Origin of the sequence: Virgibacillus sp. MG-45 (assembly GCF_036409425.1) — a bacterium.
GTDB lineage: Bacteria > Bacillota > Bacilli > Bacillales > Amphibacillaceae > LDC-1.
The window spans coordinates 37,929-64,388 of the sequence record NZ_JAXOFU010000011.1 but is presented as its reverse complement, the minus strand read 5'-3'; the positions used below and the strand labels follow the sequence as shown (position 1 = coordinate 64,388).

The following is a 26,460-nucleotide window of genomic DNA, read 5'->3' as shown; positions in this document are numbered from 1 at the left end:
GGGAATTACCCCGTTCTCATTAATTTTCTAGTATAGAATCAATTTTTTCTTCCATTTCCTTCAATATTCCTTCTGGTTTTTCAATTTGAGAAAATAGTTTATCAAATCCATTGATAATTTCACTTTCAATTTTTGTCCAATCTTCATGTAATGGATATGTAAATCCATTATCCATTTCATCAATAACTGCTAATTCAATGGATTCTCTTGATGGGTTATTTGGGATATTAATAAATTCGTCAGACTCCAAAACACTTTTTCTTGGTGGTACAAAGAACGAAGACTGAGCTTGAATACCAGTTTTACTTTCCAAGAATAACAAAAGCTTCTTCGCTTCTTCAGGATGATCGCTACCTTCAAATGCAGCAATGCCTGCTTGACCTAACAATGGAACTCTTCCTTTAGGTCCTTTCGGTAGAGGAGCAATGTCCCAATCAAAATCAGTTATGTCACGGACATTAGCTATATAACTGTACATGAATGTAAACATGCCAACATTACCACTTTCGAAATTAATGTTTTCTCCTGGTGGTACATGCGATTTATCCTTAAACATCATACGGTCCAGCATTTTCAATGTCTCTATACCTTCAGTTGAATTCCACTCAAACTTTGTCATATCATCCGAAAATAATTTGCCACCATAGGATAGGGTATGTGATGGCATAGTAGCAAAGTTAGTCCATTCATTAAATAACCTTGCTCCATATGTTCTTTCACTACCCTTCCCTCCTGACAAAGCTTTTGAACTTTTTTCGAATTGTTCCCATGTCCACTCATCTTTTTTTGCCAATTCGTTTGGTGTCTCTAGACCTGCCTCCTCAAACATTGTTTTGTTATAATATAAAATCATTGGTGGTGTAGAAAAAGGCAGTCCCAATAGCTTTCCATCATGCTTCCACAAATCCAGTGTTGATGGAATAAAATCGTCAAATTCAAAATCTTTATCTTCCACAATATCCGTTATATCAGTTAAGATGTCATTCTTGACAAACTGTGGTACCATTCGTTCTGCAACCCATCCCACATCTGGAAGTTCGTTTCCTGCAGCAAGAACTGAAAGCTTTTGTTGATAATCACCATGTGGAATGCTTTCAACATCAACTTTAATATTTGGGTTTTCATCATAAAATTCTTTTAACAACTCTTCGTACATTTCAATGTGCTGATCTCCGCCCCATGTTGTAAAGGTAAGTTCAACCTTTTCATTACCAGCCCCACTCGATTCACTACCCTTATCACATGCACCTAAAATCATTAAAGCCATTCCTAACAAGACAATAAAGTATTTTTTCATAATCTTCCCCCTTTCATTAACATCAATCTTAGCAATTATGTAAGCGCTTTAAAATGCTTTAATCTTAAGAAATGGTTTGTATTATTAATATTTAGCTTTCCTCTCTATATTGTTGAGGAGTTTTTTCATTATGCTTTTTAAATACAGAGGCGAAATGTTTCGCATTTGAAAATCCAGTAAGATGGGCAATATCATATACTTTAAGATTAGTATTTAGTAATAGTTCTTTTGCTTTGCTCATTCTTCTATCCAAGATATAATCTGATAATCTAATTTCTGTATGTTGGCTAAATTGCTGACTTATATAATTAGGATGAAGATTGAGAGTTTTAGAAAGATAATTGAGCGATAGATTACCCTCAAGGTTTTCTTCCACAGCTTCTTTGATGTTTTTAATTATTGTTGGTTCTCCAATATTATCTTCGGAAACAACTAAAACCTGTTTTGATTTATTGATTGTCTCAAGAACACTTGCAAGTTCCATTCTATTTATTGGCTTCAACAGATAATCTTTAACTCCCAATTTTAAAGCTTTTCTAACATAAGCAAAATCATCGTACCCACTAATTATGATGACAGGGACAGAAGGGTGGATGTTTTTGAGTATGCCAATAAACTCCAATCCATCCACATTTGGCATTCTGATATCGGTAATAATTAAATCAGGTATTTCAATGTTTACTATATCTAAAGCTCTTTTACCACAATCCGCTTCCCAAAGTACACTATATCCAGTAATAACTTCTTCTAATAAAGTTTTTACCCCGTCCCGAATAACTTTTTCATCTTCAACTAATAGAACCTTTCTCAAAGACATCACCTTCATTCATTGGGATTGTAATCGTGATGGTCGTTCCTAAATTCTTTTCTGAATCAATCTGTAACAGCTCTTTTTTTGTTCCATATGTAAGATTTAGCCGTTGTTTAATATTCTCTAATGCAATTCCATTGTTCTTCCTTCCCGCACTAAAATATTTGTCGATTTCAGATTCCTGTTTGAACTTTTTCAACATGAAATCAAGTTTAGCCTTATCAATTCCTACTCCATTATCTTTAACTATGATTACTAGATAAAACCCCTTAAGTTTTACGATTACATTAATATTGAGCTTCTTCCCGTTGTATCCATGTATGATGGCGTTTTCAATTAATGGTTGAATAATGTACTTAGGAACTTTAATGTTCATAGCTTCAGTATCAATATCCCAAGCTACATTTAGATTTTCACTCATCCTTTGATTCATTATCGAAACATATGATTTGCTAAATTCCAACTCCTCTTCAAGTATTATCAGTTGCTCATCATTTTTTAACCTGAACCTGATTAACGTCCCTAATTCAGAAATCATATCTGACAAATCCAATTGTTTATTTTTAAGTGCAGTCATATTAATTGATTCTAATGCATTAAAAATAAAATGTGGATCCATACGAGTTTGCAATGCTTTATATTCCGAATTAGCATTCCTAATATTTAATTCGTACACTTCCTCAACCAATTGTTTTATTTCAGTTAACATATTGTTATAAGCACCGCTAAGTATCGCAATATCAGCATTCTCATTAATATCCAACCGCTCTAAGGAATTCCTATTTTGTAACCCTTTAATTTGTTTTTTTAAAACTTCCAAAGGTTTCATAAGATAGTTAGAAGTATGATAGGATAATATCAATGAAACCAGGATACAAACAGCAATCAAAATCGATAAAAATGTATCAAATTCTGCTATATCCTTGTAGATTTCATCCTCGGGAATAATATTGCTGACTTGTATCCCTGTCTTAACCGATGTATCCGTAACACATAAGTATTTATCTCCTGTTCCTTCATCTTTAATCCAACTATTGTTAACTTTGCATTCTTCAATAATTTCATTTTTCTGTCTTTTGAAAAGCGGATTATCGCCTCTTAATATCTGCCAATATTCACCTGGCAGCTGTTCTGTAAGCCTTGATATATATTCTGGTGAAAAATCTACTTTAATTGCTCCAATGTCTTTGCTATCTATTGGATCTTTTAAAATCCTTACAAGACTGATAAAGCTTTTGTTGCTGTTCAAATAATAACTGGGATATTCTTCTGAATTTATAAGCCATGATCCTTTACTATCCTTGGCTTCATGATACCAATTTTCATCAATTAAATTTACTTTATCTTTTATTTTATAATCGCCCATATGGCTAAATATCCAACCGTTATTAGTAAATACATGAATTGCATAAACAGGTTCTTTTTTGTATAAAATACTTGAGAGAAAAAGTGAAAATTCATTTGTGTGCTTGTGGTTTCTATATTCGAGGGAAGAGTCATAATCGTACTCCCTTAATATATTTATTAGTTGCCTATTATATAGCAATGATAACGTTGATCTAGCTGCATCCTCCATCATTAAATCTAAACTATTATTTAGTTGTTTAATAGAGTTCTCTGAATAAGAAGTGAATTCTTCAACTTTCGAAGAGGAAAAAACTAAGTGTACAGTAATTCCAATTACAATAAGTGGAATTAACAACAGAATTGTAAAAGTTGTAAAGATTTTCCTACCAAGGTACATATTTTATCCCCCTTGAAACCTTTCTTTCATTCTAATTGCTAGATAATGTTGGAGTCAAAATGGAGCATGTATATATGCTAACTTTAATATGTACTGAAACGTTCACTTAACAATGTACAACTTTGATAGATACGTGCATGAGGTGAGGAATATACTTGTTTCAATAAACTTTAAGACAGAGATTAAAGGGGAAAGTCAATCAAACCTGACAATTTGGTGGAGAAACTAAATATAAGGATTATAAGAGCAGACTAGCAAGGGAGTGAAATGTACATCGTAGAACAGTTGATAAATATCTAAACGGTTTTATTCCAAAGAAATCAAGAAATCGATCATCTACAATTAATGACTATTATAGGGTTATACCTTTGCTCCTTTTTAACACACTGCCTGTTTAAATGATTTCAATAAATCCATTACTACCATTTTCACTCGACTAATATCTCGTGATTGTAAGTATTTCTTTATCATATCCACTTCTATATCTGGGAGAATATCGATAAATTCTTTGTTTTCTATATCCATAATAAGAAACCTTTTCCCAACAGGACCTCATTGAAATCATCAATTGCGATAGCGCCAGGTAAAACATCCACCGTTTTTAGCTCGCGCTTATCAAACATGCATATTACTCGATTTGAAAGGCGTGTAGCCGTTGTAAAAGAACCATAGCTATATACGGGAAAAAGAAAGGTTACTTTCTCGTAGCTCACCTCATATTTCAAGTGGCGAGTAGTTCAGCTTCTTTTCGCATTGTCTTAAATGCTTTACACATAACAGCCAATTGATTGCTGCTTCATCAAAAAACGATTATTATTCGTGTCCCGCTTTAAATTCGGAACAAGTCCTTTATCCGTATAGTAGCGAATGGTATGTTCGGTCAAATCAAGCAATGAAGCGACTTCTTTTACGGTGTACATTTTTATTCTCTCCTTATGGACGCCCAAACGAATAACTATAAAATTGTCCTGATTGCACCATTTCTCGCACTTTATCTAATCGAAGCGATTCCTACTTCGCCAATGCCTGAAGCGCTAATTGCCCATGCACTCCCTTTTCCACACATTTACCTAGTGCTACCGCATCTTGGAGTGATTCATTAAACCCACTTGCTGTAACAGGAGCTGGTACGTGTGCCGCATCGCCAACGAGCGCAATCCGTCCTTTCACCAGTAGATCTGGAACATATTCTTTTATCGGAATGCCAATAAGTGTCCGTGTTTCTATCCCATGAAGCGACGCAGATCGCCATGGTTCTGGCCAATTCGCAGCCTGATTTGCTAATTCCTTTAATGTACTTTCTGGAATATCAGCACCATTCAAGGAATGGCGTACGACCATTCCTTCCACACATCCAAGACGACGCAATAACGCACTTTGCCGATTATCATACCACGTACAGCCAATTCTACGACTTCCAGAATCAGCGGAATCATCCTTTTTTTCGATAATGGAACCAAACTTAAACCCATCATAACTGTCAAACATCTCCACTGCTGGCTTATGCGTGCTAGGAAGAAGATGCTTCGGCAAGTCATTCTCGCTCATCGACGCAATCCACCCCATATAACCCGCATATGTGGCGTTTGGTTTATGTGGTGCGATATACTTCCGTACCTGACTGTTATGCCCATCCGCACCGATCAGCAAATCCCCGTGAATCGTTTTCCCTTGGTCTGTTAATGCCCAAACCGACTCATCATCCTGATCAACGTTTACAACACGGGTATCATATCGCAAGGTTATCTTATTATCCTTTTTTGCTTCTGCCCGTAAACGTGACTCGATGGTTGACCAGAGCTGAACTGTACTCTTCCCATTAGAAACGAGATTTTTGAGGAGCTTTTCCGTCTTCGATCGACCAATAGTTCCTCCATTCACTCGCAATCCCGAACCACCAATTCGATTTTCTCCAACCTTTTCTAAAATCGTTACATGTAATCCTTCTTGCGCGAGTGCAATTCCTGTCATTAATCCTGAGAGGGAAGCACCAACAATAACCGCTGTTCCGTTTTGATCATGCTTATTCTCAACTATATCATTCACGATAATTTCCTCCCCGTTTTCAACGGTAGTATATCACCTTTGAGTAACTCGAAGTCAAGCGATTGGGTTAGATTAGGGAGGTTAATTACTGGTAAATTATAGGTGTTTTGCTAAATAACTATGCGAATTGATATGAAAGCAAAATAGTTAGTGCGTGGAATTATTAAAAACACCCGGAAATCCACCACAATTACAATAAAAACCAATGGTTTAAACTTCACATCCATGGTATACTGATTAAGCGATGAGCTGATTTGTGTAAGACGAGGAATTGCAATACATGTGGATGTGAACACATGATTCTTCGCCACAAATATACGTAGAAAACGCCTGTATCGAATACAGGCGTTTTTTCTTTTTTAGCTGTAAGGTTCTATAAAGAACTTCAGAGAAACATTCGATCTGATGGCAAACAACCTTCTTTTATGTCTGTGTTAATTAAGATAAATATAAGTAACTATACGACTAAAAATCAGCAGAATTAACGTTTTTAGAAAATCAAAATTGAACATAAACGACTTATATAACCATGAAGTCGTAACTGTTTCGCCACTGAAAAAGGAGAACAGTTACATATATACGGCGAACATTTTGTAATTAAGGTTCGATCCACCTTGAATAGCAAATGTAATGCGAAATGCATGGTATAACAAGATTGCAACTGTAAGTTGACAAAGTGCAACTCCTGCATTGTAGAAGCAACATCGATGTTTCTTTAAGATATAAATATTCATAAGAAAGGAATAGTACACTCAAGGAAAATCCAAGAGTGAGAGTTTGAATTAAAATTCAGATTATAAAGGGAGGGAAAATAATCATGAAACAAGGATCAATAATCGGAGTTATTTTTACCATAGGGATATTAGTTCTTTTAAAGGTTATTGAGGATTCCATTCCGAAAATTGATGAACCAATAACAAATACGCTCGTCTTTTTAGGATTCATCATTTTTGGTGGTCTATATGGTATATCACAAATGAAAAAGAATAATTAGTAGTAAAGAATGGAGTTAAATAATATAGAGAATATTTTAAAAGTCGAGAATCTGAATAAACATTATTTAGATTCTCAATTTGAGCTTAAAGATATCTCATTTTCAATACCGTACGGTTCGATTGTTGGTTTTATAGGTAAGAATGGCGCTAAAAAAAACGTCTACAATGGGAGCAATATTAGGTGCATTAATAAAGGATAGTGGATCGATAAAGTTTTTTATTTCATAGAAAAAGGTATAAAATCCTCCTCTTTGTTAACCGTTATTGCTTTAGTTTTGTTATTTCTTACTAATCATTCGTCTGCATAAAAGCTAGCTGGAAATTTACCTTTTGTACTTACACCTGTCCATGCGTTTGAAATATTGAAATATGATGGGATAGAATAAATATGAGATAATACTACCTGTGACAAGAAAACGAATAATAGAAAGTAAATATCTTACCTTCATACCGCTCTTTATTTTCAGTTTTTTAATAATTTTTAGTATTTCCTGTATCGCTCATTTATTTGAGTTACCAACCGTGGATAAAATCACTGCCACATACAGGGCACTCTTTTTCAGATCCTCTATTTAAGAGGCTTCTTTGTAGTGAAAAAGTAATTTGTTGAAAATTATCTGCACGAATGTCCTTCTTTTTAAATCTTAACTGGTCAATAATGTGATTTTTGTTCTTTTTATTACTGTATACTTGTTCAAGTTTTTCTTTTTTAGCTTTAATTTCACTCTCAATACTACTCAAATTTTTGTCTATTTTCTCTAGTTCGTGATTTTTATACTTTAACTCCAATTCATTTACTTTTTTTACTTTTTAATTTTCGAATACTTGTATGAAATTACTATAGCTATTATACTTTTTAATAATTTCTTTTATTTTCATATTGCTATTTACATAAGATAGAAAATTTTTTATCTCATTCTCTTTATCTTTTAAATCACCTAGTTCTTCTTGTAAAATCCCAATTTCTTGAAAGTTTTCTTCAAGTACTAACAATTGATTTCTTCTACTTTCAGCTCGTAATTTCCCGTATTTTCTTTTTTTCAATTTTTTATTGACATTTAACAAGAGCTTATATGAAATATCAATTTTTGTTTGTTCCTCATTAAGATCAGAATTAGTTATATCAAACCTATGTATCCTAGAATTCATATTTTGTAACTTTGTATTTTTGTTCTCTAGCTCTTTTCTTTGATTTCTAATTCTTTGAATATCTTCTTCTTCCAGGGTTTTGATCTTTATAGTATTATAATTCACAAGATGTTCTGGTAGAGAATAAAAATATGTATTCAATTTATCAATTAAATGAGCCTCACTGACTTCGCCGGTGTAATCCAGTATATATTCATTATCTCTATACCGTGTGTCAAGGCGCTTTAATTCGTTTTCAACATCTTTAAGTTTTGAGTCTATACGATCTAATTCATTCTCAAAAGCAGTCTTGCTCTTATTAATATAATTTTTTAATTCTTTCCCATATTTATCGAGACCAAGAATGTTTTCAAGTTTTGCATACCTATCGGTTGGTTTATCCACCTTCACAAATTCTTCCAAAGTTTCTTGGGATAAGATCTGGGTAGAAGCAAATATTGAACTAAAACTGTTCAACTTTTGTTCTTGGTTTAAAAAATTCCCTTTTGTAATAAGATTGATTATAAATCTTAACCCTTCCCGAATAGTGTATTGTTTACCTTCAACAAAAAGCTTTTTGTCTATATTACCTGATAATAGTTTTCGAATTTCTCTTCTGATAGTACTTACAGATCCGTCGCTGTTAACTATATCCACTTCTACACTAACTCTATAGGTTTGCTTCTGATACTCATAGTTATTAACTAGATAGTTAAATTTGGATTGTTCGCTACTACCAGAAAATCGATTTAATTCTCCTGTAAACACCCAACATATAGCATCAAATATCGTACTTTTTCCATGTCCATTTGAACCCTCTATTAATATTACTTTTTTATCTTTCAAGTCAAACTCATGGATACCTCTAAATATTCTGAAATTCTCCAATTTAAGTCGACTAATCTTCATTAATTACACTCCTATTTCCTATTTTTAAGATATCTTTTTCAAATTTGCTAGTTTCTTCTAAGACGGAATACGAAGTGAAATAGTAATCCAGCAAGTTGTTGGCCAATGAGTAAAAACTATCAAGATCTTCTTTTTCTTCCCCAGTCAATCATTTATTGTATTAAAATTTAAGATTCCAGATTTGAACTCTTGATCATAATCAAATTGTGGCATTTTAATAAATTGATCGCTTAGAAAAGGAACATCCGTAATTTCATCTACTGATTGAAAAACATATTTTTTACACACGTATTCATCTTTAACAACCTTATTTATAGAAAGTGCTAAACCCTCATCCTTACTCAAATCAAAGTTAAGAATCATGAAAAAGTAAATAACTGGGATGAGGTCTTTCAAGATTCAAAGCTAGCTAACGCTATCTTAGATCGAATATTGCATCACGCAACAGTAGTAAACATAATTGGTAAATCCTATAGAATTAAGAATCACTTTGATCAGGAAGATGAGTAAAAGTGTACATACTTAAATGAGCATTAGTGTACATAAATAAGTTGACATTTATAGCTATATACGGTGAAACTATTTGATTCTATTTCTAACCATTCAATCGATCCAGGGAATTAGCGTCTTCAAGGGCCACTTCTCCTAAGTTTTGACACGACCAAAACCTAAAAGGGTATTTTTTAAAAAGAAGTGCAAAAAGAAAACGAGGAAAAAATGCGAATTTTCACTTGACTTCCAAAAGGTTTTTTTTGTTATAATTTTAATAGACTTACATTTATGGTAATCATCGGAATGTTAAAATTGTTGGTTGTGATCTATGGGGAGGGATAAGCTATCGATCACAATAATTATTTCTTTAGACTAGAAAACTATTAGGAGGATGTTGTAATATGAAAATATGCAAAAAGCTTACCTTTGTATTTATGGCTACTGTATTATTCATCGGAATAGTTGGGAGTTCAGTATCAGCCCAAGTGTCACCTTCAAAAATTAATAAGAACAACTTAACACAAGAACAAATAGCATTAGTGCAAGCCGTCTCTAAGCACCTAGAGAATTACACAGATTCAGAAGGAAATAAACAAATTAAAATTGTCAATAAAAATGAATTAGTGCATAAACTTAAAAAAGTGGACACTTCACTTAACTTTGGACAATTACAATCAAGCATTAATAAATTTAACCGTTATATGGCAGACGGTGACAATGTAGTAAAAGAAACGGCAGACGACATTTCAAAAGAAATGAAAGACAATATAAACGAGCAGCAAGGTGGCATATCTACAAAGGCATTTAGTTGTGGTGACGCTCTGACAGCAATAGGGTTAATCCATAGCGGTTCTTATACTGCGGCCGCTTATTTATTGGGTATTACTGGACCGGCAGCAGTAATTATTCCACTTCTTGTTTCAACAGTATACGGAATAGCTTCAATAGCTTGTGATTAACATCAATAACTTATTACTAATGTAAAGGAGTTTGTGAGATATGACGATAACACCTAAGAATTTTCGATATTCTTACATTTTTCTTGTAGTTTCGCTTATTCTTTTTTCAACCTCTTTTTTATCTTTTGATAATGCCTTAATCATAACAATTTTATTTTTATTACTCGTTAACATTACTTGTTTCTCAAACGAGTACCTAGTAATTAAATATTATCAAAAAAACCAAGAGAAAAAGCCTAATAAAGGGTATGCACTATTTGTTATGATTCAGGTGATATTCACCTTGTTTATATTTGGTTTGTTTAAGTTCCTTTTTTAACTTAATCATAGAGAAATTTGACACTTAAAATTCACATGCCGATAATGGGATGTGAATTTTTGTGACTCCTATGATGGATATATTATTGAAGGATACGTTAACGGCTACCCAAAAGAAAACGCCCTACAACTTGTCAATAATTCCCAAGTAGTGTTCGGGTCAATTTATTAAGGACAATCAATACCCACTCTGTTTCAGAAAATGGTAATTGCTACTACATAGCCGATTCAAACCGTATTTCTGAATCTTCCACTTGAAAGAGACAAAAGAACATATAACTCTTCATGTATTTTTGGAACTAGATGCACTTAAAAACATACATCAAATAAATATATAAGCTATTAATTAATATTCCTGTTAAAGAAAATGGCTATATTCTTAGCTTCGGAGGCTTTAAAGAACATAACCGAATTATTAAAGAAGTTAAATTTCCCAAAAACAACTTTCAACGGTTTAAGAGATACACACGCATCATATTTGTTTTCACAAGATATGAGAATGGATTTTTTATCGGAACGATTAGGGAACGTCACATTCAAACAACGCAAAATTATTATCGAAAAAAGGCACGAAGAATACGAAAGCCTTTAGATTCAATAAATTCATTATAGTAAAAAGACATCAGCAAAATGCTGATGTCTTTCTTGACGTTACTTTGCACCAACTTGCACCAAAAAACCTTTGCAAACGTTGGTATATCAATAATCCTATTAACGTTTTGAGAACTGTGGTGCACGACGTGCGCCTTTAAGTCCGTATTTCTTACGTTCTTTCATACGTGCGTCACGAGTTAGGTAACCTTCAGTCTTTAATGATGCACGGTATTCTGGATTTGCTTCTAGAAGTGCACGAGCGATTCCGTGACGGATAGCACCAGCTTGACCAGTGTATCCTCCTCCATGTACATTTACTAAAACATCATAAGTACCTTGTGTTTCAGTAGTTACTAATGGCTGATTCAAGATAAGCAATTGTGTTTCATATGGAAAATAGTCTTTTGCTTCACGATTATTTATTACAATACGACCTGTTCCTGGAACTAGGCGTACACGAGCAGTTGATTTTTTACGACGACCTGTGCCGTAGTATTGTACTTGTGCCAATTGATTTACCTCCCTTAAAGATTATCCACGAAGCTCATATACTTCTGGTTTTTGTGCTTGATGATTATGCTCAGAACCTCTGTAAACATGAAGTTTCTTACCCATTTTACGTCCTAATGATCCTTTAGGAAGCATGCCTTTAATAGCAAGCTCGATCATTTGCTCAGGGTATTTTGTACGCATTTCATCTGCAGTACGTTCTTTAAGACCACCTGGATGGCCTGAATGACGGTAGTACATCTTGTCATTGATTTTGTTTCCAGTAAGTTCTACTTTTTCAGCATTAATGATGATCACGTGATCACCAGTGTCAGCGTGTGGTGTATAAGTAGGCTTGTGCTTTCCGCGAAGGATTGCAGCAACCTCACTTGACAAACGACCTAGGCGCTTGCCTTCCGCATCCACAACGAGCCATTTGCGTTCAATATTATTTTCATTCGCCATGAAAGTTGTGCGCATGTTGGTTTCCCTCCAAATTCAATGTTTCATTTTTCGTAGTTATTCCTATATTTCAACATAATTAGTTTCCGGGGCTAATCATGGTTTAGAAATAAAATGCCATAAATCATAATATACCAAAACAGGGTCTTATGTCAAGGTATAATGGTATATTCCCGCAAATAAAGTGAATAAAAATCAATGGTAATTTTCTTTACTTACCATTACGTGTTTCTCGAACAAAAATAGCCACTTTTTACCTTGCACATCATAGATTCAAGTTAATCTATCCCTTTAAGTAAAGAAGCATCATTCCAAGTAATTGCCCTTGTTTTATTTTCCTATTTTATCCGCTTTAAGCTCGTCTTTATATGTTACGTTCCACAGGTACAATCCTTGTGCTGGCGCGGTGGCGCTGGCAAGACGGCGATCTCGCTTTTCAAACAGCATGGGTATATCTGCTACCTGGCGCTTTCCTTGTCCAATATCAAGAATCGTTCCAACCATAATACGTACCATGTTGTATAAATATCCGCTTCCGCGAAAGGTAAAGGTAAGCTCCGCTCCTTCTTGCTGACAGGAAGCCTCATACAACGTTCTTTCCTTGCTCCCCTTCACTGTTGCTTTTGCCGAGGAAAAAGTCGTAAAGTCGTGTGTGCCTTCAAAAAGCCGACAAGCTGCATGAACAGCTTCCATGTCTAACGGATAAGGAAAGTGGTAGGCATAGTTTCGTTTGAACACGTTCGGCTCCCGCTCATTTCTCACCACATATCGATATTCCTTTTCTACAACATCGTAGCGCGCATGAAAGTGAGCAGGTGCTTCAATAGCCTTTTGAATATATATATCGTTCGGAAGCAGTGTATTTAGTGCATTTTTCCAATCTGTTGGAGCTAAATCATAGTGTGTCTCGAAATGGATGGTCTGGCCAATCGCGTGGACACCTGTATCCGTTCTCCCAGATGCATGCACTCTGATGGAGGAGCCTTTATGCATTTTGGTTAATGCCTTTTCTAATTCTCCATGGACAGTTCTTTTTTTAGGCTGGATTTGGTATCCGGAAAAAAGACTGCCATCATAGCTTACAATGCATTTTATCTTCTTCAACATCATGTACCGCATCCTCCTAGTTAGTAAGTTCTTGTAAAAAATAATAGGCCAACGACAAAAGCAAACACTACGTACACGAGAATGTCCCGCTTTTCGACTTTTAATTCGCGAAGCTTCGTACGGCCTTCTCCACCTTGATAGCCACGTGCTTCCATGGCCATTGCCAGCTCCTCTGCGCGTTTAAAGGCACTAACGAACAATGGCACCAAAAGTGGTACAACGGCTTTTATACGCTCTTTTAATGGGCCTGTGCGAAAGTCTACGCCACGTGAGGCCTGTGCTTTTGATATTTTATCCGTTTCCTGCATTAACGTTGGAATAAATCGTAAAGAAATCGACATCATTAATGCGAGCTCATGTACTGGAAAGCGAATTTTCTTCAAAGGCTGCAGCATATCCTCAATGGCATCCGTAATTTCAATCGGGGTTGTTGTTAATGTTAATAGTGATGTTACGAGAATTAACAGGAAAAACCGCATTGAAATAGCGAACCCTTGAATGACGCCACCAGAATATATTTTCCAGCCAAACAGATTAAGCCAAACCGAGCCTTCCTTCGTAACAATTAAATGTAATAAAAACGTAAACACGATTAAAAACCAAACGGGTGTTAACCCCTTCATAATATAGCGAACCGATATTTTTGTCGCAAGCATACTCGTTAATGCAAAGATAGTGATCGCTGTATAGCTTGGTAACGAATTAGCAAAAAACACGATAAAGACGAAAAAGAATATTACGGTAATCTTTGTTCGGGGATCTAGTCGATGAACAATCGATGATCCTGGAACATATTGTCCAATAATAAGCGAATCATTCATCGTATTCAGCCCCCTTTAAGCGGTGCTGAATTTGTTCTGCCAACTGTTGTATCGTTTGTCGTTTAAAAGGAAGGCTTGTTCCAAATTTCGTTTCGAACGCATGGATAAATTGAATCATTTCTGGTACGTCGAGCTGTACCTTCTTTAATGCCTCTGCCTTCGTAAAAACCGCTTCTGGCTTTCCTTCCATGTATATCGTTCCATTATTTAACATAATTACATAATCCGCATATGTCACCGCATCCTCCATGCTATGTGTGACCATGATCGTCGTTAGCTTTTCGCGCTGATGAAGCTCATAGAACATACGCATGATTTCCTTCCGACCGCGTGGATCTAATCCAGCAGTAGGCTCATCAAGAACAAGTACTTCTGGTTTTACAGCAAGTACACCTGCAATGGCCACCCTGCGCATTTGACCGCCACTCAAATCAAACGGCGATCGATCTAATAAGGCCTCCGAAATTCCAACCATTGGAGCTATTCGTTTAATGCGACGATGAATTTCTTCCTTGGACACCCCAAAGTTTTGTGGTCCAAAGGCAATATCCTTTGCTACTGACTCTTCAAACAATTGATGCTCTGGGTATTGAAAGACAACACCAACCTTGCTTCTTAATGCTTTCATGTTCTTCGGCTTTTCATCTTTTGTTAATCGATAATCCCCGATCCTTACTTCGCCTTCACTTGGCGTGACTAAGCCATTTAAGTGTTGAATGAGGGTAGACTTTCCTGATCCCGTATGCCCGATAACCGCCACAAACGAGCCTGACGGGATATGAAAGGATAGATCTTCGATTGCTTTATGTGCAAATGGCGTATTCTGTTGATAGATATAGCTTACCTTGTCGAATAGGATGTCCATAGGTCCTCCAGCAGTTCTGTGTGGTTTAGCGGTTCTTTCGAGATGGGAATTCCTAGCTTTTGTAGCTCTTCTGCAAGCATCGCAACGAACGGGACATCTAAACCGATTTCCCGTAATGCCGCTTTTTCTGCGAAGATTTCTCTTGGTGTCGCTTCCTTCCACAATTCCCCTTCATTCATGACAATCACACGATCGGCTTGAGCCACTTCCTGTAAGTCATGAGTGATTGTAATCAATGAAAGGCTGTTTCGCTCTTGAAGACGGGAAACCGTCTGCATAATCTCCAGTCTTCCCTTCGGATCAAGCATTGCGGTCGCTTCATCCAATATTAAGACCTGAGGGGATATCGCCATCACGCTGGCAATGGCAACGCGCTGTTTTTGACCACCAGAAAGCCGATGTGGTTCAGTTAAGCGATAGTCAAGCATACCAACTGCTTCTAGCGTGTTCTCAATTCGTTCTACCATTTGTTCACGTGAAAAGCCTCGATTTTCCATTCCAAATGCAACATCATCCTGAACCGTTGTACCAACAAACTGGTTGTCCGGATTCTGAAAAACCATGCCAACTTTTTTTCTCACGTCCCACACTGATTGTTCATTTACAAGCTGATCGTGAATATAAATCTCTCCTTCTTGTGGAAAAAGGAGTCCATTCATTAGCTTTGCAATCGTCGATTTTCCCGATCCATTATGACCAATGATAGCTACCCATTCATCTTCATAAATAGTAAAAGAACAATTTTTCAAAACCCAAGGCTGCTCTTCTGTATATCGGAATGATACATTTCTAAACTCTACTAGCTTTTTGTTCATATTTCGCTCTCCTCTTTCTCTACTCCGCCTTGGTATATTGTATCGATTAATTACATTTACGTTTTGATTCTGTAAACCCTCTACAAAACGGATCCCAGTTTAATATGTTTTCTTACATATCCTTCTCTATTCTATCATTCCATTTATCTTTGGTGAAGAACAGAGCCTACAAAAAAAGGGCTTGGATTCACCTCATAGAAGAGATTTAGTCCTGCCCTTATCACGTATGGAAACATTAAACTAGTTCAACGATTGCCATTTTTGCTCCGTCGCCTTGGCGTTCACCTAGCTTAAGAACACGTGTATAACCACCTTGTCGTTCTTCATAGCGTGCAGCAACATCATTGAAAAGCTTTTGAATCACATCTTCGTTTTCATTTGCTTCTTTTTTGTATAGGAATGATGCAGCTTGACGACGTGCATGTAAATCGCCACGCTTACCAAGTGTAATCATTTTATCTACAATCGTTTTTAGTTCCTTCGCTTTTGCTTCTGTTGTTTCGATCCGTTCATGAATAATCAAATCAGCAGCAAGGTTACGAAGAAGTGCCATACGAGCGTCTGTAGTACGTCCTAATTTTCTAGCCATGGACTATCCCTCCCTTTCTCAAATGTAGGTTCAAAAGAAGTCTCGCCAAACAAACGCGTACTCTAACCCTTACTTGCCTCCATCGGAATGGAAAGCGAGCAAGCATAGATGCGATTGTTTTTTTACGAAGACTTTTTGAACGCTTTTTCTAAAGGTGTCTGGTTTTTATTTATCGGTTATCAGTCGTCTTTGCGCAAACCTAAACCAAGCTCATCAAGCTTGAGTTTTACCTCTTCTAATGACTTGCGTCCAAGGTTACGCACTTTCATCATATCTTCTTCAGATTTATTTGAAAGCTCTTGAACTGTATTAATTCCAGCACGTTTTAAGCAATTGTAGGAACGAACAGAAAGATCAAGCTCTTCGATGGTCATTTCCATCACTTTTTCCTTTTGATCTTCTTCTTTTTCAACCATGATTTCCACATTTTGTGCTTCATCGGTTAAACCTACAAAAATATTTAAGTGTTCTGTATATACTTTTGCTCCTAAAGAAACAGCTTCTTCAGGACGGATGCTGCCATTGGTCCACACATCCAAAGTCAATTTGTCGTAGTTTGCGTTTTGACCTACACGTGTATTTTCTACTTGGTAGCTCACCCGATCAACAGGTGTAAAGATCGAATCAACAGGAATTACTCCGATTGGTTGATCATCACGTTTGTTTTCTTCTGCTGGGCGATAACCGCGACCACGCTCGGCGGTGATTTTCATATGCAAGCTTGCTTTAGAATTTAATGTTGCAAGATAAAGCTCTGGGTTTAATACTTCTACATCACTATCATAGGTTAGATCTGCAGCAGTTACCTTTCCTTCGCCTTGAACATCAATTTCCAAAACCTTCTCTTCATCAGAGTAGATTTTTAGTGCGAGCTTTTTTAGATTTAAAATGATCGTTGTTACATCCTCAACGACCCCGTCAATTGTTGAAAATTCATGAAGTGCTCCATCAATTTGAACAGATGTAACAGCAGCGCCTGGAAGTGAGGATAGTAGGATACGACGCAAGGAGTTTCCTAGAGTAGTACCATATCCACGTTCAAGCGGTTCGACCACGAATTTTCCAAACGTAGCATCATCACTGATCTCTATCGTTTCAATTTTTGGCTTTTCAATTTCGATCATTCATAAAACCCTCCTTAAAAACGTCGAAACCCCGGTTAGACGATCGTGTCTAACCGAAATTCCCCAAATAGGCAGTTGGCGTTTCTGCGCTATTGTCTTAATTTCGTACATTTTTGTCTATCTAGATGCCGTACATAAGGTTTTAAATGAGATTAAACGTTTCACTATATACCTTTAGCCATCATAACCCATTATAGACAGGGTGACAAATTATATACGCTAAAAATTATACACGACGACGTTTTGGTGGGCGGCAACCATTGTGTGGAACTGGTGTTACGTCACGAATTGCAGTTACTTCTAGGCCGACTGCTTGAAGTGAACGAATTGCTGCTTCACGTCCAGCACCTGGTCCTTTTACAGTAACTTCTAATGTTTTCATGCCGTTTTCTACTGCAGATTTTGCAGCAGTTTCAGCTGCCATTTGTGCAGCGAATGGAGTTGACTTACGGGAGCCTTTAAATCCAAGCGCACCAGCTGAGCTCCAACCAATTACATTACCGTGAGCATCCGTAATCGTTACAATCGTATTGTTAAAAGTAGAGCGAATATGCGCAATACCTGTTTCAATATTCTTTTTCACACGACGCTTACGAGTATTTGTTTTATTACGAGCCATGATTAGCATACCTCCTTCACGTTATTTTTTCTTACCTGCAATTGTACGACGAGGTCCTTTGCGAGTACGTGAATTGTTTTTCGTCTTTTGACCACGCACTGGTAAGCCACGACGATGACGGATTCCTCTGTATGAACCAATTTCGATTAGACGCTTGATGTTTAATGAAACTTCACGACGAAGATCACCTTCTGTTGTATAGGCGTCAATCGCTTTACGGATTCTTCCTAGTTCATCCTCTGTTAAATCACGAACACGAGTATCTTGAGAAACTCCCGCTTCTTCTAGGATCTTTGCTGCAGTATTCTTACCAATACCATAAATGTACGTTAATGAAATGACTACACGCTTGTCACGTGGAATGTCAATACCTGCAATACGAGCCATTAGTGTGTCGCACCTCCTTCAATATTTATCCTTGTTTTTGCTTATGCTTTGGATTTTCACAAATCACCATTACTTTACCTTTTCGCTTGATGACTTTGCATTTTTCACAAATTGGTTTTACAGATGCTCTTACTTTCACTGTTATTACCTCCTTTTATATCGGAGCGCATTCGCTTATTTATAACGATACGTAATTCGTCCTCTTGTTAAGTCATACGGGGAAAGTTCTACCGTTACTTTGTCACCTGGTAAAATGCGAATGAAATGCATACGAATTTTACCAGATACATGTGCCAAAACCGTATGGCCATTTTCTAATTCGACGTTAAACATTGCATTTGGCAATGTTTCCGTTACGGTACCTTCCACTTCAATTACATCGTCTTTCGCCATCGTGTTGATCCTCCTTCTCTACATCAGTCACAACCTCACTCGAAAATTTAGCTATAGCAAATCGTAATTTACCATTTGTGACACGACCAGTTTCTAGAAGGCTGTTTTGGACTTCCGGAGAAATATAATCCATTAGTTCAATATGATGCAGATTCTTTTTCTTTGGTCGATCATATTTGCGTTTTTCTCCATCTGCGAGCAATACAAGCCGATTATCAAGAACTTTAATGATAATCGCATATTGTCCTGCTTCACGCCCTTGCATAATACGAACAACTTGACCTATTCGCGGAACTGAATCCTCTTCGCTCAACAACGATCACCTTCACTTAGGCTTTATTCATATAATCTAAAGACTTCTTAAATTTCACTGCTGTAATGTGTCACCATTAACGAGTCTACCGTAATGTTTCACTACGACATAATTATATCTTTTTACAGATGATAATTCATCTGCAAACGTGTCTGAATTACAGTTACTTTGCTTATTTTTCAATTTCTAATTGAATATCTTCGAACACCTTGTTAATTGGTTGATCACCATTAACGGTAACGAGATATCCTTTTTCTTGGTAAAAGTCCAGTAACGGTTTACTTTGTTCGATGTTTACTGCTAAGCGATTCTTAACCGTTTCAGCAGTATCATCATCCCGTTGAATTAATTGGGAACCGTCTTTATCACAAATCCCTTCAACCTTTGGCGGGTTGTAGAGCACGTGATAAGTTGTTCCACAAGTTGGACAAATTCGTCGTCCTGTTAAACGCTCCACCAATTTTTCTTCTGGTACTTCCACATTAACGACAAAGTCAATGGTTGTGTTTAGTTCTGCAAGAAGCTGTTGCAAAGCATCTGCTTGTGCAATCGTTCTTGGGAAACCATCCAATAAGAACCCGTTTTTGCAATCGTCCTTGCTTAACCGTTCTTTTACAATACCAATTGTAACTTCGTCGGGAACAAGTGCACCTTGATCCATAAAAGCTTTTGCTTTGTTTCCAAGTGCTGTTCCTTCTTTAATTGCTAGACGAAACATGTCTCCCGTTGAAATATGAGGGATGCTATACTTTTCCTTTATTTTCTCAGCCTGCGTACCTTTTCCGGCACCAGGGAGACCCATTAAAATCAAATTCACATAATCCCCTCGCTCTCACTGGCAGCTAGGTTTACTTAATAAAGCCTTTGTAGTGACGTTTCACCAACTGGCCTTCTAGTTGTTTCATTGTTTGGAGTGCAACCCCTACAACAATGAGCAAACTCGTGCCGCCGATTTGTACTGCAGAAGGCAAATCTGCAAGACTGCCTAAAGCGATAGGTAGTACAGAAACTGCTGCAAGGAATATCGATCCTACAAATGTTAAACGATACATAACACGTGTGAGATATGTTTCTGTATTTTTACCTGGGCGTATTCCCGGGATATATCCACCTTGCTTTTGCAGGTTTTCAGCCATTTGCTCTGGATTAACCTGAACAAACGTATAAAAATACGTAAACGCAATAATTAGCGCAACATAGATAACCATACCGATTGGCTGTGTATAATCAAAAATGTTTGCGATCGTTTCTGCGACTTTATTACCTTCAAAAAAGCCAGCTACGGTTCTCGGCGCAATGATAAAAGCAATTGCGAAGATAACGGGAATAACTCCTGCCGCGTTCACCTTTAGTGGTAAATGCGTGGAGTGGCCACCTACCGGAGAACGATTAACAAGCTTTTTAGCATATTGAATTGGAATTTTACGTAATGCCTGTTGGATAAAGATAACTCCAACGGTTACGGCAACTACGACCAACGCAATAAGCGCAACAATTACGATGTTAATAAACAATTCGTCTCCAGGATTATCAAAATACTGAATATATAATTGTTTAATTCCGTTTGGAACTGCTGCGACAATACCTGCGAAGATAATAATGGAAATTCCGTTTCCGACTCCATTTGCAGTGATTTGTTCACCTAACCACATTAGGAATGTGGTACCAGCTGTCAAAACAAGTGCAATAATGATAAATTTCATTATGCTCGGATTAACAATTAAATCTCCTTGTGCCAATGTATTGAAGCCGATTGACATGGCAATTGCTTGAACGAACGCTAGAACTACAGTTCCATAACGGGTAATTTGAGCGAGCTTTTTACGCCCCATTTCCCCTTGTTTTTTCCACTCAGCAAACTTTGGTACAACGTCCATTTGCAAAAGCTGCATAATAATTGACGCTGTAATGTAAGGCATAATTCCCATTGCGAAAATGGAGAAGTTTTGCAATGCCCCACCACCAAAGGTGTTTAGAAAGCCAAAAACATTTTGTTGGTTCATGAAGTCAATCGCTTGTTTATCCGTGAACGGTACAGGAATAAATGTACCAAGACGGAATACTATTAACATTAATAATGTAAATATGATCTTCCGTCTAATGTCACCTACGCGCATAAAATTGGAGATTGTACGGAACATTAAATCACCTCTATTTTACCGCCCGCTGCTTCAATTGCAGACTTCGCTGAAGCAGAGAACTTATGAGCTTTTACTGTGAATTTTTTATCTACAGAACCTTTACCAAGTATCTTAAGACCTGCTTTTAGGTTCGATACGACACCTTCTTCAAGTAATAGCTCAGGTGTAATTTCTGTGCCGTCTTCAAAACGATTTAACGCATCTAAGTTCACTATTGCAAATTCTTTACGATGGATGTTTGTAAAGCCGCGCTTCGGAAGACGTTGGAATAATGGCATTTGTCCTCCTTCAAACCCTGGACGGACGCCGCCTCCAGAACGTGCTTTTTGGCCTTTATGTCCACGACCGGAAGTCTTACCGTTTCCAGATGATGTTCCACGACCTACGCGATTACGTTCTTTACGAGCTCCTTCTGATGCTTTCAATTCATGAAGTTTCATTTGAGCACCTCCTCTTTACGCTAATTTATAAATTACGCTTCTTTTACCGTTAGAAGATGAGATACTTTATTAACCATTCCACGAATAGCCGGAGTATCTTCAAGAACTACGGATTGACGAATTTTTTTCAAGCCTAATGCTTCTACTGTTCTTTTTTGTCCTTCTTTTGCACCAATGACACTCTTAGTGAGGGTGATTTCTAATTTTTTAGACATAGTATTTCCCTCCTTATCCTAACAGTTCTTCTACAGATTTTCCTCGTAGTTTTGCTACGTCCTCTGCACGCTTTAAGTTGCTTAAACCGTTAATTGTTGCGCGAACCATATTGATTGGTGTGTTTGAACCAAGTGATTTTGTAAGAATATCACTAACACCTGCAAGCTCTAATACCGCACGAACTGGTCCACCAGAGATAACTCCTGTACCTTCTGAAGCTGGCTTCATCAATACGTTACCTGAGCCGAATTGACCATGAATCGCATGTGGAATAGTAGTTCCAACAATCGGTACTGTGATAAGGTTCTTCTTCGCATCCTCAACAGCTTTTCTAATTGCTTCCGGTACCTCTTGTGCTTTACCTGTACCGAATCCTACATGACCGTTTTTATCACCGACAACTACTAAAGCAGCAAAACGGAAGCGACGTCCACCTTTTACTACTTTTGCAACACGGTTGACCGTAACAACACGTTCTTCAATATCTAATTTGTTTGGGTCAAGATTATTATTCACTATTGGTTCCCTCCTTTATCGATTAAAATTCAAGACCTGCTTCACGGGCAGCTTCTGCCAATGCTTTTACACGTCCATGATAAAGGTAGCCGCCACGATCGAACACAACCGATTTGAATCCTTTATCCTGGGCACGTTTTGCAAGTAATTCTCCTACCTGCTTAGCCGCTTCTACAGAACCAGTTGATTCAACCGATAGTTCTTTGTCAACTGTTGAAGCACTTGCTAATGTTTTACCTACTGTATCATCAATTAATTGTGCATAAATGTTTTTGTTTGAACGATACACGTTTAGACGTGGACGCTCTTGTGTACCAGCAACATGCTTGCGGACACGCGCGTGTCTTCTTTTACGTGCAACATTTTTGTCAGGTTTTGTGATCATCTAGGTCACTCCTTTCTGCTCCCTAACATGCCTTATTTAGCAGTTTTACCTTCTTTACGACGTACATATTCGCCAACATAACGAATTCCTTTACCTTTGTAAGGTTCAGGTGGTCTGATCGCACGAATGTTAGCAGCAATTGCACCAACAGCTTCTTTGTCGATCCCTTTGACGATTATTTCCGTGTTTTTTGGAACTTCAATCTCGATACCTTTTTCAGGTTCGATTTCAACTGGATGGGAATAACCTGCGTTAACAACAAGCTTCGTTCCTTGTTTTTGAGCACGGTATCCAACCCCGATTATTTCTAGTTTCTTTTCAAATCCTTGATGAACGCCTTCAACCATGTTAGCAATCAAGCTACGTGTTGTTCCGTGAAGGGAACGATGCTCACGATCATTACTTGGACGTTCTACAAAAATCGTATTTTCTTCTATTTTAATTTTCATATCGCTATGAAAAGTTCTAGTCAATTCACCTTTAGGTCCTTTTACAGTAGCGGTATTTCCGTTAAATTTTACTTCTACACCACTTGGGATTTCAATTGGTTTCAGTCCTATACGAGACATTCCATGCACCTCCTCATCAATTAATGTTGATTACCAAACATATGCAAGAACTTCGCCACCAACAGCTTGTGAGCGTGCTTCTTTATCAGAAAGTACACCTTTTGATGTTGATACGATTGCAATTCCCAGTCCGTTCAGTACGCGTGGTACTTCATCTGCTTTCGCGTAAACACGAAGTCCAGGCTTACTAATACGCTTAATACCTGTAATTACTCGCTCTTCATTGGCACCGTACTTAAGGAATATACGCAGAATACCTTGCTTGTTGTCTTCAATAAATTCATAGTCACGGACAAAGCCTTCTCTTTTAAGGATATCAGCGACCTCTTTTTTCATTTTGGAAGCAGGAAGCTCCAATTTTTCATGTTTTACCATGTTGGCGTTACGAATACGAGTTAGCATATCTGCGATTGGATCTGTCATTACCATTACTCATTACCTCCTTCCCGAATCGGGGTTTACCAGCTTGCTTTTTTGACACCAGGAATTTGACCTTTATAGGCAAGTTCACGGAAACAAATACGGCAAAGTTTAAATTTGCGAATTACGGAATGTGGACGTCCACAACGCTCACAGCGTGTGTATTCACGTACTTGATACTTTTGTGGGCGTTTTTGCTTCGCAACCATTGATTTTTTAGCCACAATTTTCCCTCCTTGTATTAGCTCTATTTTTGGAAAGGCATGCCAAGTTGAGCCAAAAGTTCACGAGCTTCTTCGTCCGTTTTAGAAGTGGTTACAATAACGATATCCATTCCACGAACTTTACTTACTTTATCGTAATTGATTTCTGGGAAAATTAATTGTTCTTTTACACCTAATGTGTAGTTACCACGACCATCAAAAGCTTTCTTTGATACACCACGGAAGTCACGAACACGTGGTAGTGATACAGAAATAAGCTTTTGTAGGAATTCATACATTCTTTCACCGCGAAGGGTTACTTTTGCACCGATAGGCATTCCTTCACGAAGGCGAAAACCAGCGATTGATTTTTTCGCACGTGTAACAACAGGCTTTTGACCAGAAATCAACGCTAATTCCTCTACAGCGTTATCTAATGCCTTAGAGTTCTGAACTGCGTCACCAACACCCATGTTGACAACGATTTTCTCAATTACAGGCACTTCCATTACAGATTTATAATTAAACTTTTCCATCAAAGATGGAACGATTTGCTCTTGGTATTTTTCTTTAAGTTGATTCATCATGTCGCCCTCCTTTCGTCGCTAAATTATTTTAATTCTTCACCGGATTTTTTAGCGATGCGGACTTTCTTTCCATCACGTACTTCATACCCAACACGAGTTGGCTCACCGGATTTAGGATCTATTGGCAATACATTAGAAACATGAATTGGTGCTTCTTGATTCAAGATACCACCTTGTGGATTTTCTTGTGAAGGCTTTGCGTGTTTTTTAATCATGTTGACACCTTCAACAAGGACACGATCCTTCTTAGGATACGTTTCTAAAATAGTGCCTTGTTTACCACGGTCTTTGCCGGATAATACTTTAACTTTGTCACCTTTTTTTACATGCATGCTTGACGCACCTCCTTCAGGACAATTCTACTTATAAAACTTCTGGAGCTAGAGATACGATTTTCATGAATTGTGCATCACGCAATTCACGTGCAACTGGTCCAAAAATACGTGTTCCTCTTGGACTCTTATCGTCACGAATAATTACGGCAGCATTTTCATCAAAACGAATATATGACCCATCTTTACGGCGGACGCCACTCTTCGTACGTACGATAACAGCTTTGACAACTTCGCCTTTCTTGACAACGCCACCTGGTGTTGCTTGTTTGACTGTACAAACAATTACATCACCAATATTAGCTGTTTTACGTCCGGATCCACCAAGTACTTTAATGGTTAAAACCTCACGCGCACCTGAGTTATCTGCAACTTTTAAGCGAGTTTCTTGTTGAATCATATCGCTATGACCTCCCTTCGGATACATTCCGAGCGAACTTTAATTATATAATGACCGCTTCTTCAACAACTTCAACTAGACGAAAGCGTTTTGTAGCTGATAGCGGACGAGTTTCCATGATACGAACGATGTCTCCAAGCTTTGCTTGGTTGTTTTCATCATGTGCTTTTAATTTCTTTGAATATTTAACACGCTTACCATACAATTTGTGAAACTTGTAAGTTTCTACAAGCACAGTAATTGTTTTATCCATTTTATCTGAAACAACACGACCTGTGTATACTTTACGATTATTACGTTCAGTCATCCCGAGGCTAACCTCCTCTCATTATCAGTTATTTACGCTTAATTCACGTTGACGAATTACAGTTTTCATGCGGGCAATTGCTTTTTTCACTTCACGAATACGTGCAGTGTTTTCTAATTGACCTGTAGCAAGCTGAAAGCGTAAGTTGAATAGCTCTTCTTTCATTGCTTTTACCTTTTGTTCAATTTCGGCAGTGGTTAGTTCTCTGATCTCATTAGCCTTCATTGATTTCACCACCAATTTCTTCACGTTTTACGAACTTAGTTTTGATCGGTAGTTTATGAGAAGCAAGACGCAACGCTTCACGTGCAACCTCTTCTGATACACCAGCGATCTCAAACATTACCTTCCCAGGTTTAACTACTGCTACCCATCCTTCTGGAGCCCCTTTACCGGATCCCATACGAACTTCTAGGGGTTTTGCAGTATATGGTTTGTCAGGGAAAATTTTAATCCATACTTTACCGCCACGTTTCATGTAACGTGTCATTGCGATACGAGCTGCTTCAATCTGACGGCTTGTAATCCAAGACGCTTCTTGAGCCTGCAAACCGAACTCACCAAATGATACTGTTGTACCACCTTTTGCTTGGCCTCTCATTTTACCACGATGTTGTCTACGATATTTAACACGTTTAGGCATTAACATAATGCATTTCCCCCTTCC

39 protein-coding genes and 3 pseudogenes are annotated in these 26,460 nt (G+C 37.4%); 5 read left to right on the top strand and 37 right to left on the bottom strand.

The features are described 5' to 3' along the window. Positions 1–19 precede the first annotated feature (19 nt). The 3 genes from SPK86_RS12580 to SPK86_RS12570 all read right to left on the bottom strand — a co-directional run bounded on the left by SPK86_RS12580 (position 20) and on the right by SPK86_RS12570 (position 3,852). Complete coding sequence (locus tag SPK86_RS12580; protein ID WP_330949504.1) at positions 20–1,297, bottom strand: ABC transporter substrate-binding protein; 1,278 nt, start codon at positions 1,295–1,297, stop codon at positions 20–22. Positions 1,298–1,388: 91 nt separating this feature from the next. Continuing rightward, positions 1,389–2,108: a response regulator transcription factor gene (locus tag SPK86_RS12575; protein ID WP_284141046.1), complete on the bottom strand. Its 720-nt coding sequence runs from the start codon at positions 2,106–2,108 to the stop codon at positions 1,389–1,391. Beyond that, complete coding sequence (locus SPK86_RS12570; RefSeq protein ID WP_330949503.1) at positions 2,086–3,852, bottom strand: cache domain-containing sensor histidine kinase; 1,767 nt, start codon at positions 3,850–3,852, stop codon at positions 2,086–2,088. Before SPK86_RS12570 ends, SPK86_RS12575 begins: the two co-directional genes overlap by 23 nt. A gap of 218 nt (positions 3,853–4,070) precedes the next feature. On the opposite strand from SPK86_RS12570, the pseudogene SPK86_RS15180 reads away from it, so the two are divergent. After that, a pseudogene (locus SPK86_RS15180) lies at positions 4,071–4,229 on the top strand (IS21 family transposase); the annotation flags it as partial. Position 4,230: 1 nt separating this feature from the next. On the opposite strand, the gene SPK86_RS12565 reads toward SPK86_RS15180, so the two are convergent. The 3 genes and pseudogenes from SPK86_RS12565 to SPK86_RS12555 form a co-directional block, all read right to left on the bottom strand. Further along, on the bottom strand, positions 4,231–4,377 hold the full coding sequence (locus SPK86_RS12565; protein WP_284141044.1) for a transposase: 147 nt from the start codon (positions 4,375–4,377) through the stop codon (positions 4,231–4,233). A gap of 225 nt (positions 4,378–4,602) precedes the next feature. Then, positions 4,603–4,772, bottom strand: a pseudogene (locus tag SPK86_RS12560) (MerR family transcriptional regulator); the annotation flags it as partial. Between the two features lie 91 nt (positions 4,773–4,863). Further along, complete coding sequence (locus tag SPK86_RS12555) at positions 4,864–5,898, bottom strand: FAD-dependent oxidoreductase (RefSeq protein ID WP_330949502.1); 1,035 nt, start codon at positions 5,896–5,898, stop codon at positions 4,864–4,866. 817 nt (positions 5,899–6,715) lie between these two features. Here SPK86_RS12555 and SPK86_RS12550 point away from each other — a divergent pair. Together SPK86_RS12550 and SPK86_RS15175 are read left to right on the top strand one after the other, a co-directional pair. Continuing rightward, complete coding sequence (locus SPK86_RS12550) at positions 6,716–6,892, top strand: hypothetical protein (protein ID WP_330949501.1); 177 nt, start codon at positions 6,716–6,718, stop codon at positions 6,890–6,892. Between the two features lie 406 nt (positions 6,893–7,298). Beyond that, a complete protein-coding gene (locus SPK86_RS15175; RefSeq protein ID WP_443089783.1) occupies positions 7,299–7,469 on the top strand; it encodes a hypothetical protein in 171 nt (56 codons plus the stop codon). Here the strand turns inward: SPK86_RS15175 and SPK86_RS12545 are convergent. From SPK86_RS12545 to SPK86_RS12535, 3 genes are all read right to left on the bottom strand, one after another. Further along, on the bottom strand, positions 7,407–7,682 hold the full coding sequence (locus SPK86_RS12545; protein ID WP_330949500.1) for a hypothetical protein: 276 nt from the start codon (positions 7,680–7,682) through the stop codon (positions 7,407–7,409). The genes SPK86_RS15175 and SPK86_RS12545 overlap by 63 nt on opposite strands. Before the next feature lie 21 nt (positions 7,683–7,703). After that, on the bottom strand, positions 7,704–8,930 hold the full coding sequence (locus tag SPK86_RS12540; protein WP_330949499.1) for an AAA family ATPase: 1,227 nt from the start codon (positions 8,928–8,930) through the stop codon (positions 7,704–7,706). Positions 8,931–9,074: 144 nt separating this feature from the next. Beyond that, positions 9,075–9,293 (bottom strand): ABC-three component system middle component 1, encoded by a 219-nt coding sequence (locus SPK86_RS12535; protein ID WP_443089784.1) that lies wholly within the window; start codon positions 9,291–9,293, stop codon positions 9,075–9,077. 12 nt (positions 9,294–9,305) lie between these two features. Between SPK86_RS12535 and SPK86_RS12530 the strand changes: the two are divergent. Both SPK86_RS12530 and SPK86_RS12525 read left to right on the top strand, forming a co-directional pair. Beyond that, a pseudogene (locus SPK86_RS12530) lies at positions 9,306–9,440 on the top strand (ATP-binding protein); the annotation flags it as partial. Positions 9,441–9,823: 383 nt separating this feature from the next. After that, on the top strand, positions 9,824–10,381 hold the full coding sequence (locus SPK86_RS12525; protein WP_330949497.1) for a hypothetical protein: 558 nt from the start codon (positions 9,824–9,826) through the stop codon (positions 10,379–10,381). Between the two features lie 1,029 nt (positions 10,382–11,410). Here SPK86_RS12525 and rpsI read toward each other — a convergent pair. The 28 genes from rpsI to rplP all read right to left on the bottom strand — a co-directional run bounded on the left by rpsI (position 11,411) and on the right by rplP (position 26,442). Continuing rightward, on the bottom strand, positions 11,411–11,803 hold the full coding sequence (rpsI, locus tag SPK86_RS12520; RefSeq protein ID WP_330949496.1) for a 30S ribosomal protein S9: 393 nt from the start codon (positions 11,801–11,803) through the stop codon (positions 11,411–11,413). Between the two features lie 21 nt (positions 11,804–11,824). Continuing rightward, complete coding sequence (gene rplM, locus SPK86_RS12515) at positions 11,825–12,262, bottom strand: 50S ribosomal protein L13 (RefSeq protein ID WP_284141040.1); 438 nt, start codon at positions 12,260–12,262, stop codon at positions 11,825–11,827. Between the two features lie 312 nt (positions 12,263–12,574). Continuing rightward, positions 12,575–13,351 (bottom strand): tRNA pseudouridine(38-40) synthase TruA, encoded by a 777-nt coding sequence (gene truA / locus SPK86_RS12510; protein ID WP_330949517.1) that lies wholly within the window; start codon positions 13,349–13,351, stop codon positions 12,575–12,577. 20 nt (positions 13,352–13,371) lie between these two features. Then, positions 13,372–14,172, bottom strand: coding sequence for an energy-coupling factor transporter transmembrane component T family protein (locus SPK86_RS12505; RefSeq protein ID WP_284141038.1), 801 nt, complete (start codon positions 14,170–14,172; stop codon positions 13,372–13,374). Next, complete coding sequence (locus SPK86_RS12500) at positions 14,165–15,037, bottom strand: energy-coupling factor ABC transporter ATP-binding protein (protein ID WP_330949495.1); 873 nt, start codon at positions 15,035–15,037, stop codon at positions 14,165–14,167. Before SPK86_RS12500 ends, SPK86_RS12505 begins: the two co-directional genes overlap by 8 nt. Then, a complete protein-coding gene (locus tag SPK86_RS12495) occupies positions 15,013–15,852 on the bottom strand; it encodes an energy-coupling factor ABC transporter ATP-binding protein (RefSeq protein ID WP_284141036.1) in 840 nt (279 codons plus the stop codon). Before SPK86_RS12495 ends, SPK86_RS12500 begins: the two co-directional genes overlap by 25 nt. A 235-nt stretch (positions 15,853–16,087) precedes the next feature. Continuing rightward, complete coding sequence (gene rplQ, locus SPK86_RS12490; protein ID WP_284141035.1) at positions 16,088–16,441, bottom strand: 50S ribosomal protein L17; 354 nt, start codon at positions 16,439–16,441, stop codon at positions 16,088–16,090. A gap of 179 nt (positions 16,442–16,620) precedes the next feature. After that, on the bottom strand, positions 16,621–17,565 hold the full coding sequence (locus SPK86_RS12485) for a DNA-directed RNA polymerase subunit alpha (RefSeq protein ID WP_330949494.1): 945 nt from the start codon (positions 17,563–17,565) through the stop codon (positions 16,621–16,623). A 226-nt stretch (positions 17,566–17,791) separates the two neighbouring features. Further along, on the bottom strand, positions 17,792–18,184 hold the full coding sequence (rpsK, locus tag SPK86_RS12480; protein WP_284141033.1) for a 30S ribosomal protein S11: 393 nt from the start codon (positions 18,182–18,184) through the stop codon (positions 17,792–17,794). Between the two features lie 21 nt (positions 18,185–18,205). Next, a complete protein-coding gene (gene rpsM / locus SPK86_RS12475; protein ID WP_284141032.1) occupies positions 18,206–18,571 on the bottom strand; it encodes a 30S ribosomal protein S13 in 366 nt (121 codons plus the stop codon). Between the two features lie 25 nt (positions 18,572–18,596). Further along, the gene (gene rpmJ, locus SPK86_RS12470) at positions 18,597–18,710 is read right to left on the bottom strand and encodes a 50S ribosomal protein L36 (protein WP_010095733.1); all 114 of its coding nucleotides are present in this window, start codon (positions 18,708–18,710) and stop codon (positions 18,597–18,599) included. Positions 18,711–18,745: 35 nt separating this feature from the next. After that, positions 18,746–18,964: a translation initiation factor IF-1 gene (gene infA, locus SPK86_RS12465; RefSeq protein ID WP_010095735.1), complete on the bottom strand. Its 219-nt coding sequence runs from the start codon at positions 18,962–18,964 to the stop codon at positions 18,746–18,748. Continuing rightward, positions 18,942–19,277 (bottom strand): KOW domain-containing RNA-binding protein, encoded by a 336-nt coding sequence (locus SPK86_RS12460; RefSeq protein ID WP_284141031.1) that lies wholly within the window; start codon positions 19,275–19,277, stop codon positions 18,942–18,944. Before SPK86_RS12460 ends, infA begins: the two co-directional genes overlap by 23 nt. A gap of 172 nt (positions 19,278–19,449) precedes the next feature. Then, entirely contained in the window at positions 19,450–20,094 is a 645-nt protein-coding gene (locus tag SPK86_RS12455; protein ID WP_284141030.1) for an adenylate kinase, read from the bottom strand. A 31-nt stretch (positions 20,095–20,125) separates the two neighbouring features. Next, entirely contained in the window at positions 20,126–21,418 is a 1,293-nt protein-coding gene (gene secY, locus SPK86_RS12450) for a preprotein translocase subunit SecY (protein ID WP_284141029.1), read from the bottom strand. Next, positions 21,418–21,858: a 50S ribosomal protein L15 gene (rplO, locus tag SPK86_RS12445; RefSeq protein WP_284141028.1), complete on the bottom strand. Its 441-nt coding sequence runs from the start codon at positions 21,856–21,858 to the stop codon at positions 21,418–21,420. The genes secY and rplO overlap by 1 nt, the downstream gene beginning before the upstream one ends. Positions 21,859–21,890: 32 nt before the next feature. Further along, positions 21,891–22,073 (bottom strand): 50S ribosomal protein L30, encoded by a 183-nt coding sequence (rpmD, locus tag SPK86_RS12440; RefSeq protein WP_284141027.1) that lies wholly within the window; start codon positions 22,071–22,073, stop codon positions 21,891–21,893. A 13-nt stretch (positions 22,074–22,086) separates the two neighbouring features. After that, entirely contained in the window at positions 22,087–22,590 is a 504-nt protein-coding gene (gene rpsE, locus SPK86_RS12435; RefSeq protein WP_443089782.1) for a 30S ribosomal protein S5, read from the bottom strand. A gap of 22 nt (positions 22,591–22,612) precedes the next feature. Further along, complete coding sequence (rplR, locus tag SPK86_RS12430; RefSeq protein WP_284141026.1) at positions 22,613–22,975, bottom strand: 50S ribosomal protein L18; 363 nt, start codon at positions 22,973–22,975, stop codon at positions 22,613–22,615. A 32-nt stretch (positions 22,976–23,007) separates the two neighbouring features. Then, the gene (rplF, locus tag SPK86_RS12425) at positions 23,008–23,544 is read right to left on the bottom strand and encodes a 50S ribosomal protein L6 (protein ID WP_284141025.1); all 537 of its coding nucleotides are present in this window, start codon (positions 23,542–23,544) and stop codon (positions 23,008–23,010) included. A 30-nt stretch (positions 23,545–23,574) separates the two neighbouring features. Further along, complete coding sequence (gene rpsH / locus SPK86_RS12420) at positions 23,575–23,973, bottom strand: 30S ribosomal protein S8 (RefSeq protein ID WP_284141024.1); 399 nt, start codon at positions 23,971–23,973, stop codon at positions 23,575–23,577. Positions 23,974–24,002: 29 nt separating this feature from the next. After that, complete coding sequence (locus SPK86_RS12415; RefSeq protein WP_047185890.1) at positions 24,003–24,188, bottom strand: type Z 30S ribosomal protein S14; 186 nt, start codon at positions 24,186–24,188, stop codon at positions 24,003–24,005. 23 nt (positions 24,189–24,211) lie between these two features. Continuing rightward, positions 24,212–24,751, bottom strand: a complete 540-nt coding sequence (gene rplE, locus SPK86_RS12410) for a 50S ribosomal protein L5 (protein WP_284141081.1) — start codon at positions 24,749–24,751, stop codon at positions 24,212–24,214. 26 nt (positions 24,752–24,777) lie between these two features. Continuing rightward, complete coding sequence (gene rplX / locus SPK86_RS12405) at positions 24,778–25,086, bottom strand: 50S ribosomal protein L24 (protein WP_284141023.1); 309 nt, start codon at positions 25,084–25,086, stop codon at positions 24,778–24,780. 31 nt (positions 25,087–25,117) lie between these two features. Then, positions 25,118–25,486 (bottom strand): 50S ribosomal protein L14, encoded by a 369-nt coding sequence (gene rplN / locus SPK86_RS12400; protein WP_284141080.1) that lies wholly within the window; start codon positions 25,484–25,486, stop codon positions 25,118–25,120. Positions 25,487–25,529: 43 nt separating this feature from the next. After that, the gene (gene rpsQ / locus SPK86_RS12395; protein ID WP_284141022.1) at positions 25,530–25,793 is read right to left on the bottom strand and encodes a 30S ribosomal protein S17; all 264 of its coding nucleotides are present in this window, start codon (positions 25,791–25,793) and stop codon (positions 25,530–25,532) included. Between the two features lie 24 nt (positions 25,794–25,817). Next, complete coding sequence (gene rpmC / locus SPK86_RS12390; RefSeq protein ID WP_284141021.1) at positions 25,818–26,018, bottom strand: 50S ribosomal protein L29; 201 nt, start codon at positions 26,016–26,018, stop codon at positions 25,818–25,820. Continuing rightward, positions 26,008–26,442 carry a 50S ribosomal protein L16 gene (gene rplP / locus SPK86_RS12385; RefSeq protein ID WP_284141020.1) on the bottom strand — a complete coding sequence of 145 codons (435 nt, stop codon included), beginning with the start codon at positions 26,440–26,442 and terminating at the stop codon, positions 26,008–26,010. The genes rpmC and rplP overlap by 11 nt, the downstream gene beginning before the upstream one ends. Positions 26,443–26,460: the final 18 nt, after the last annotated feature.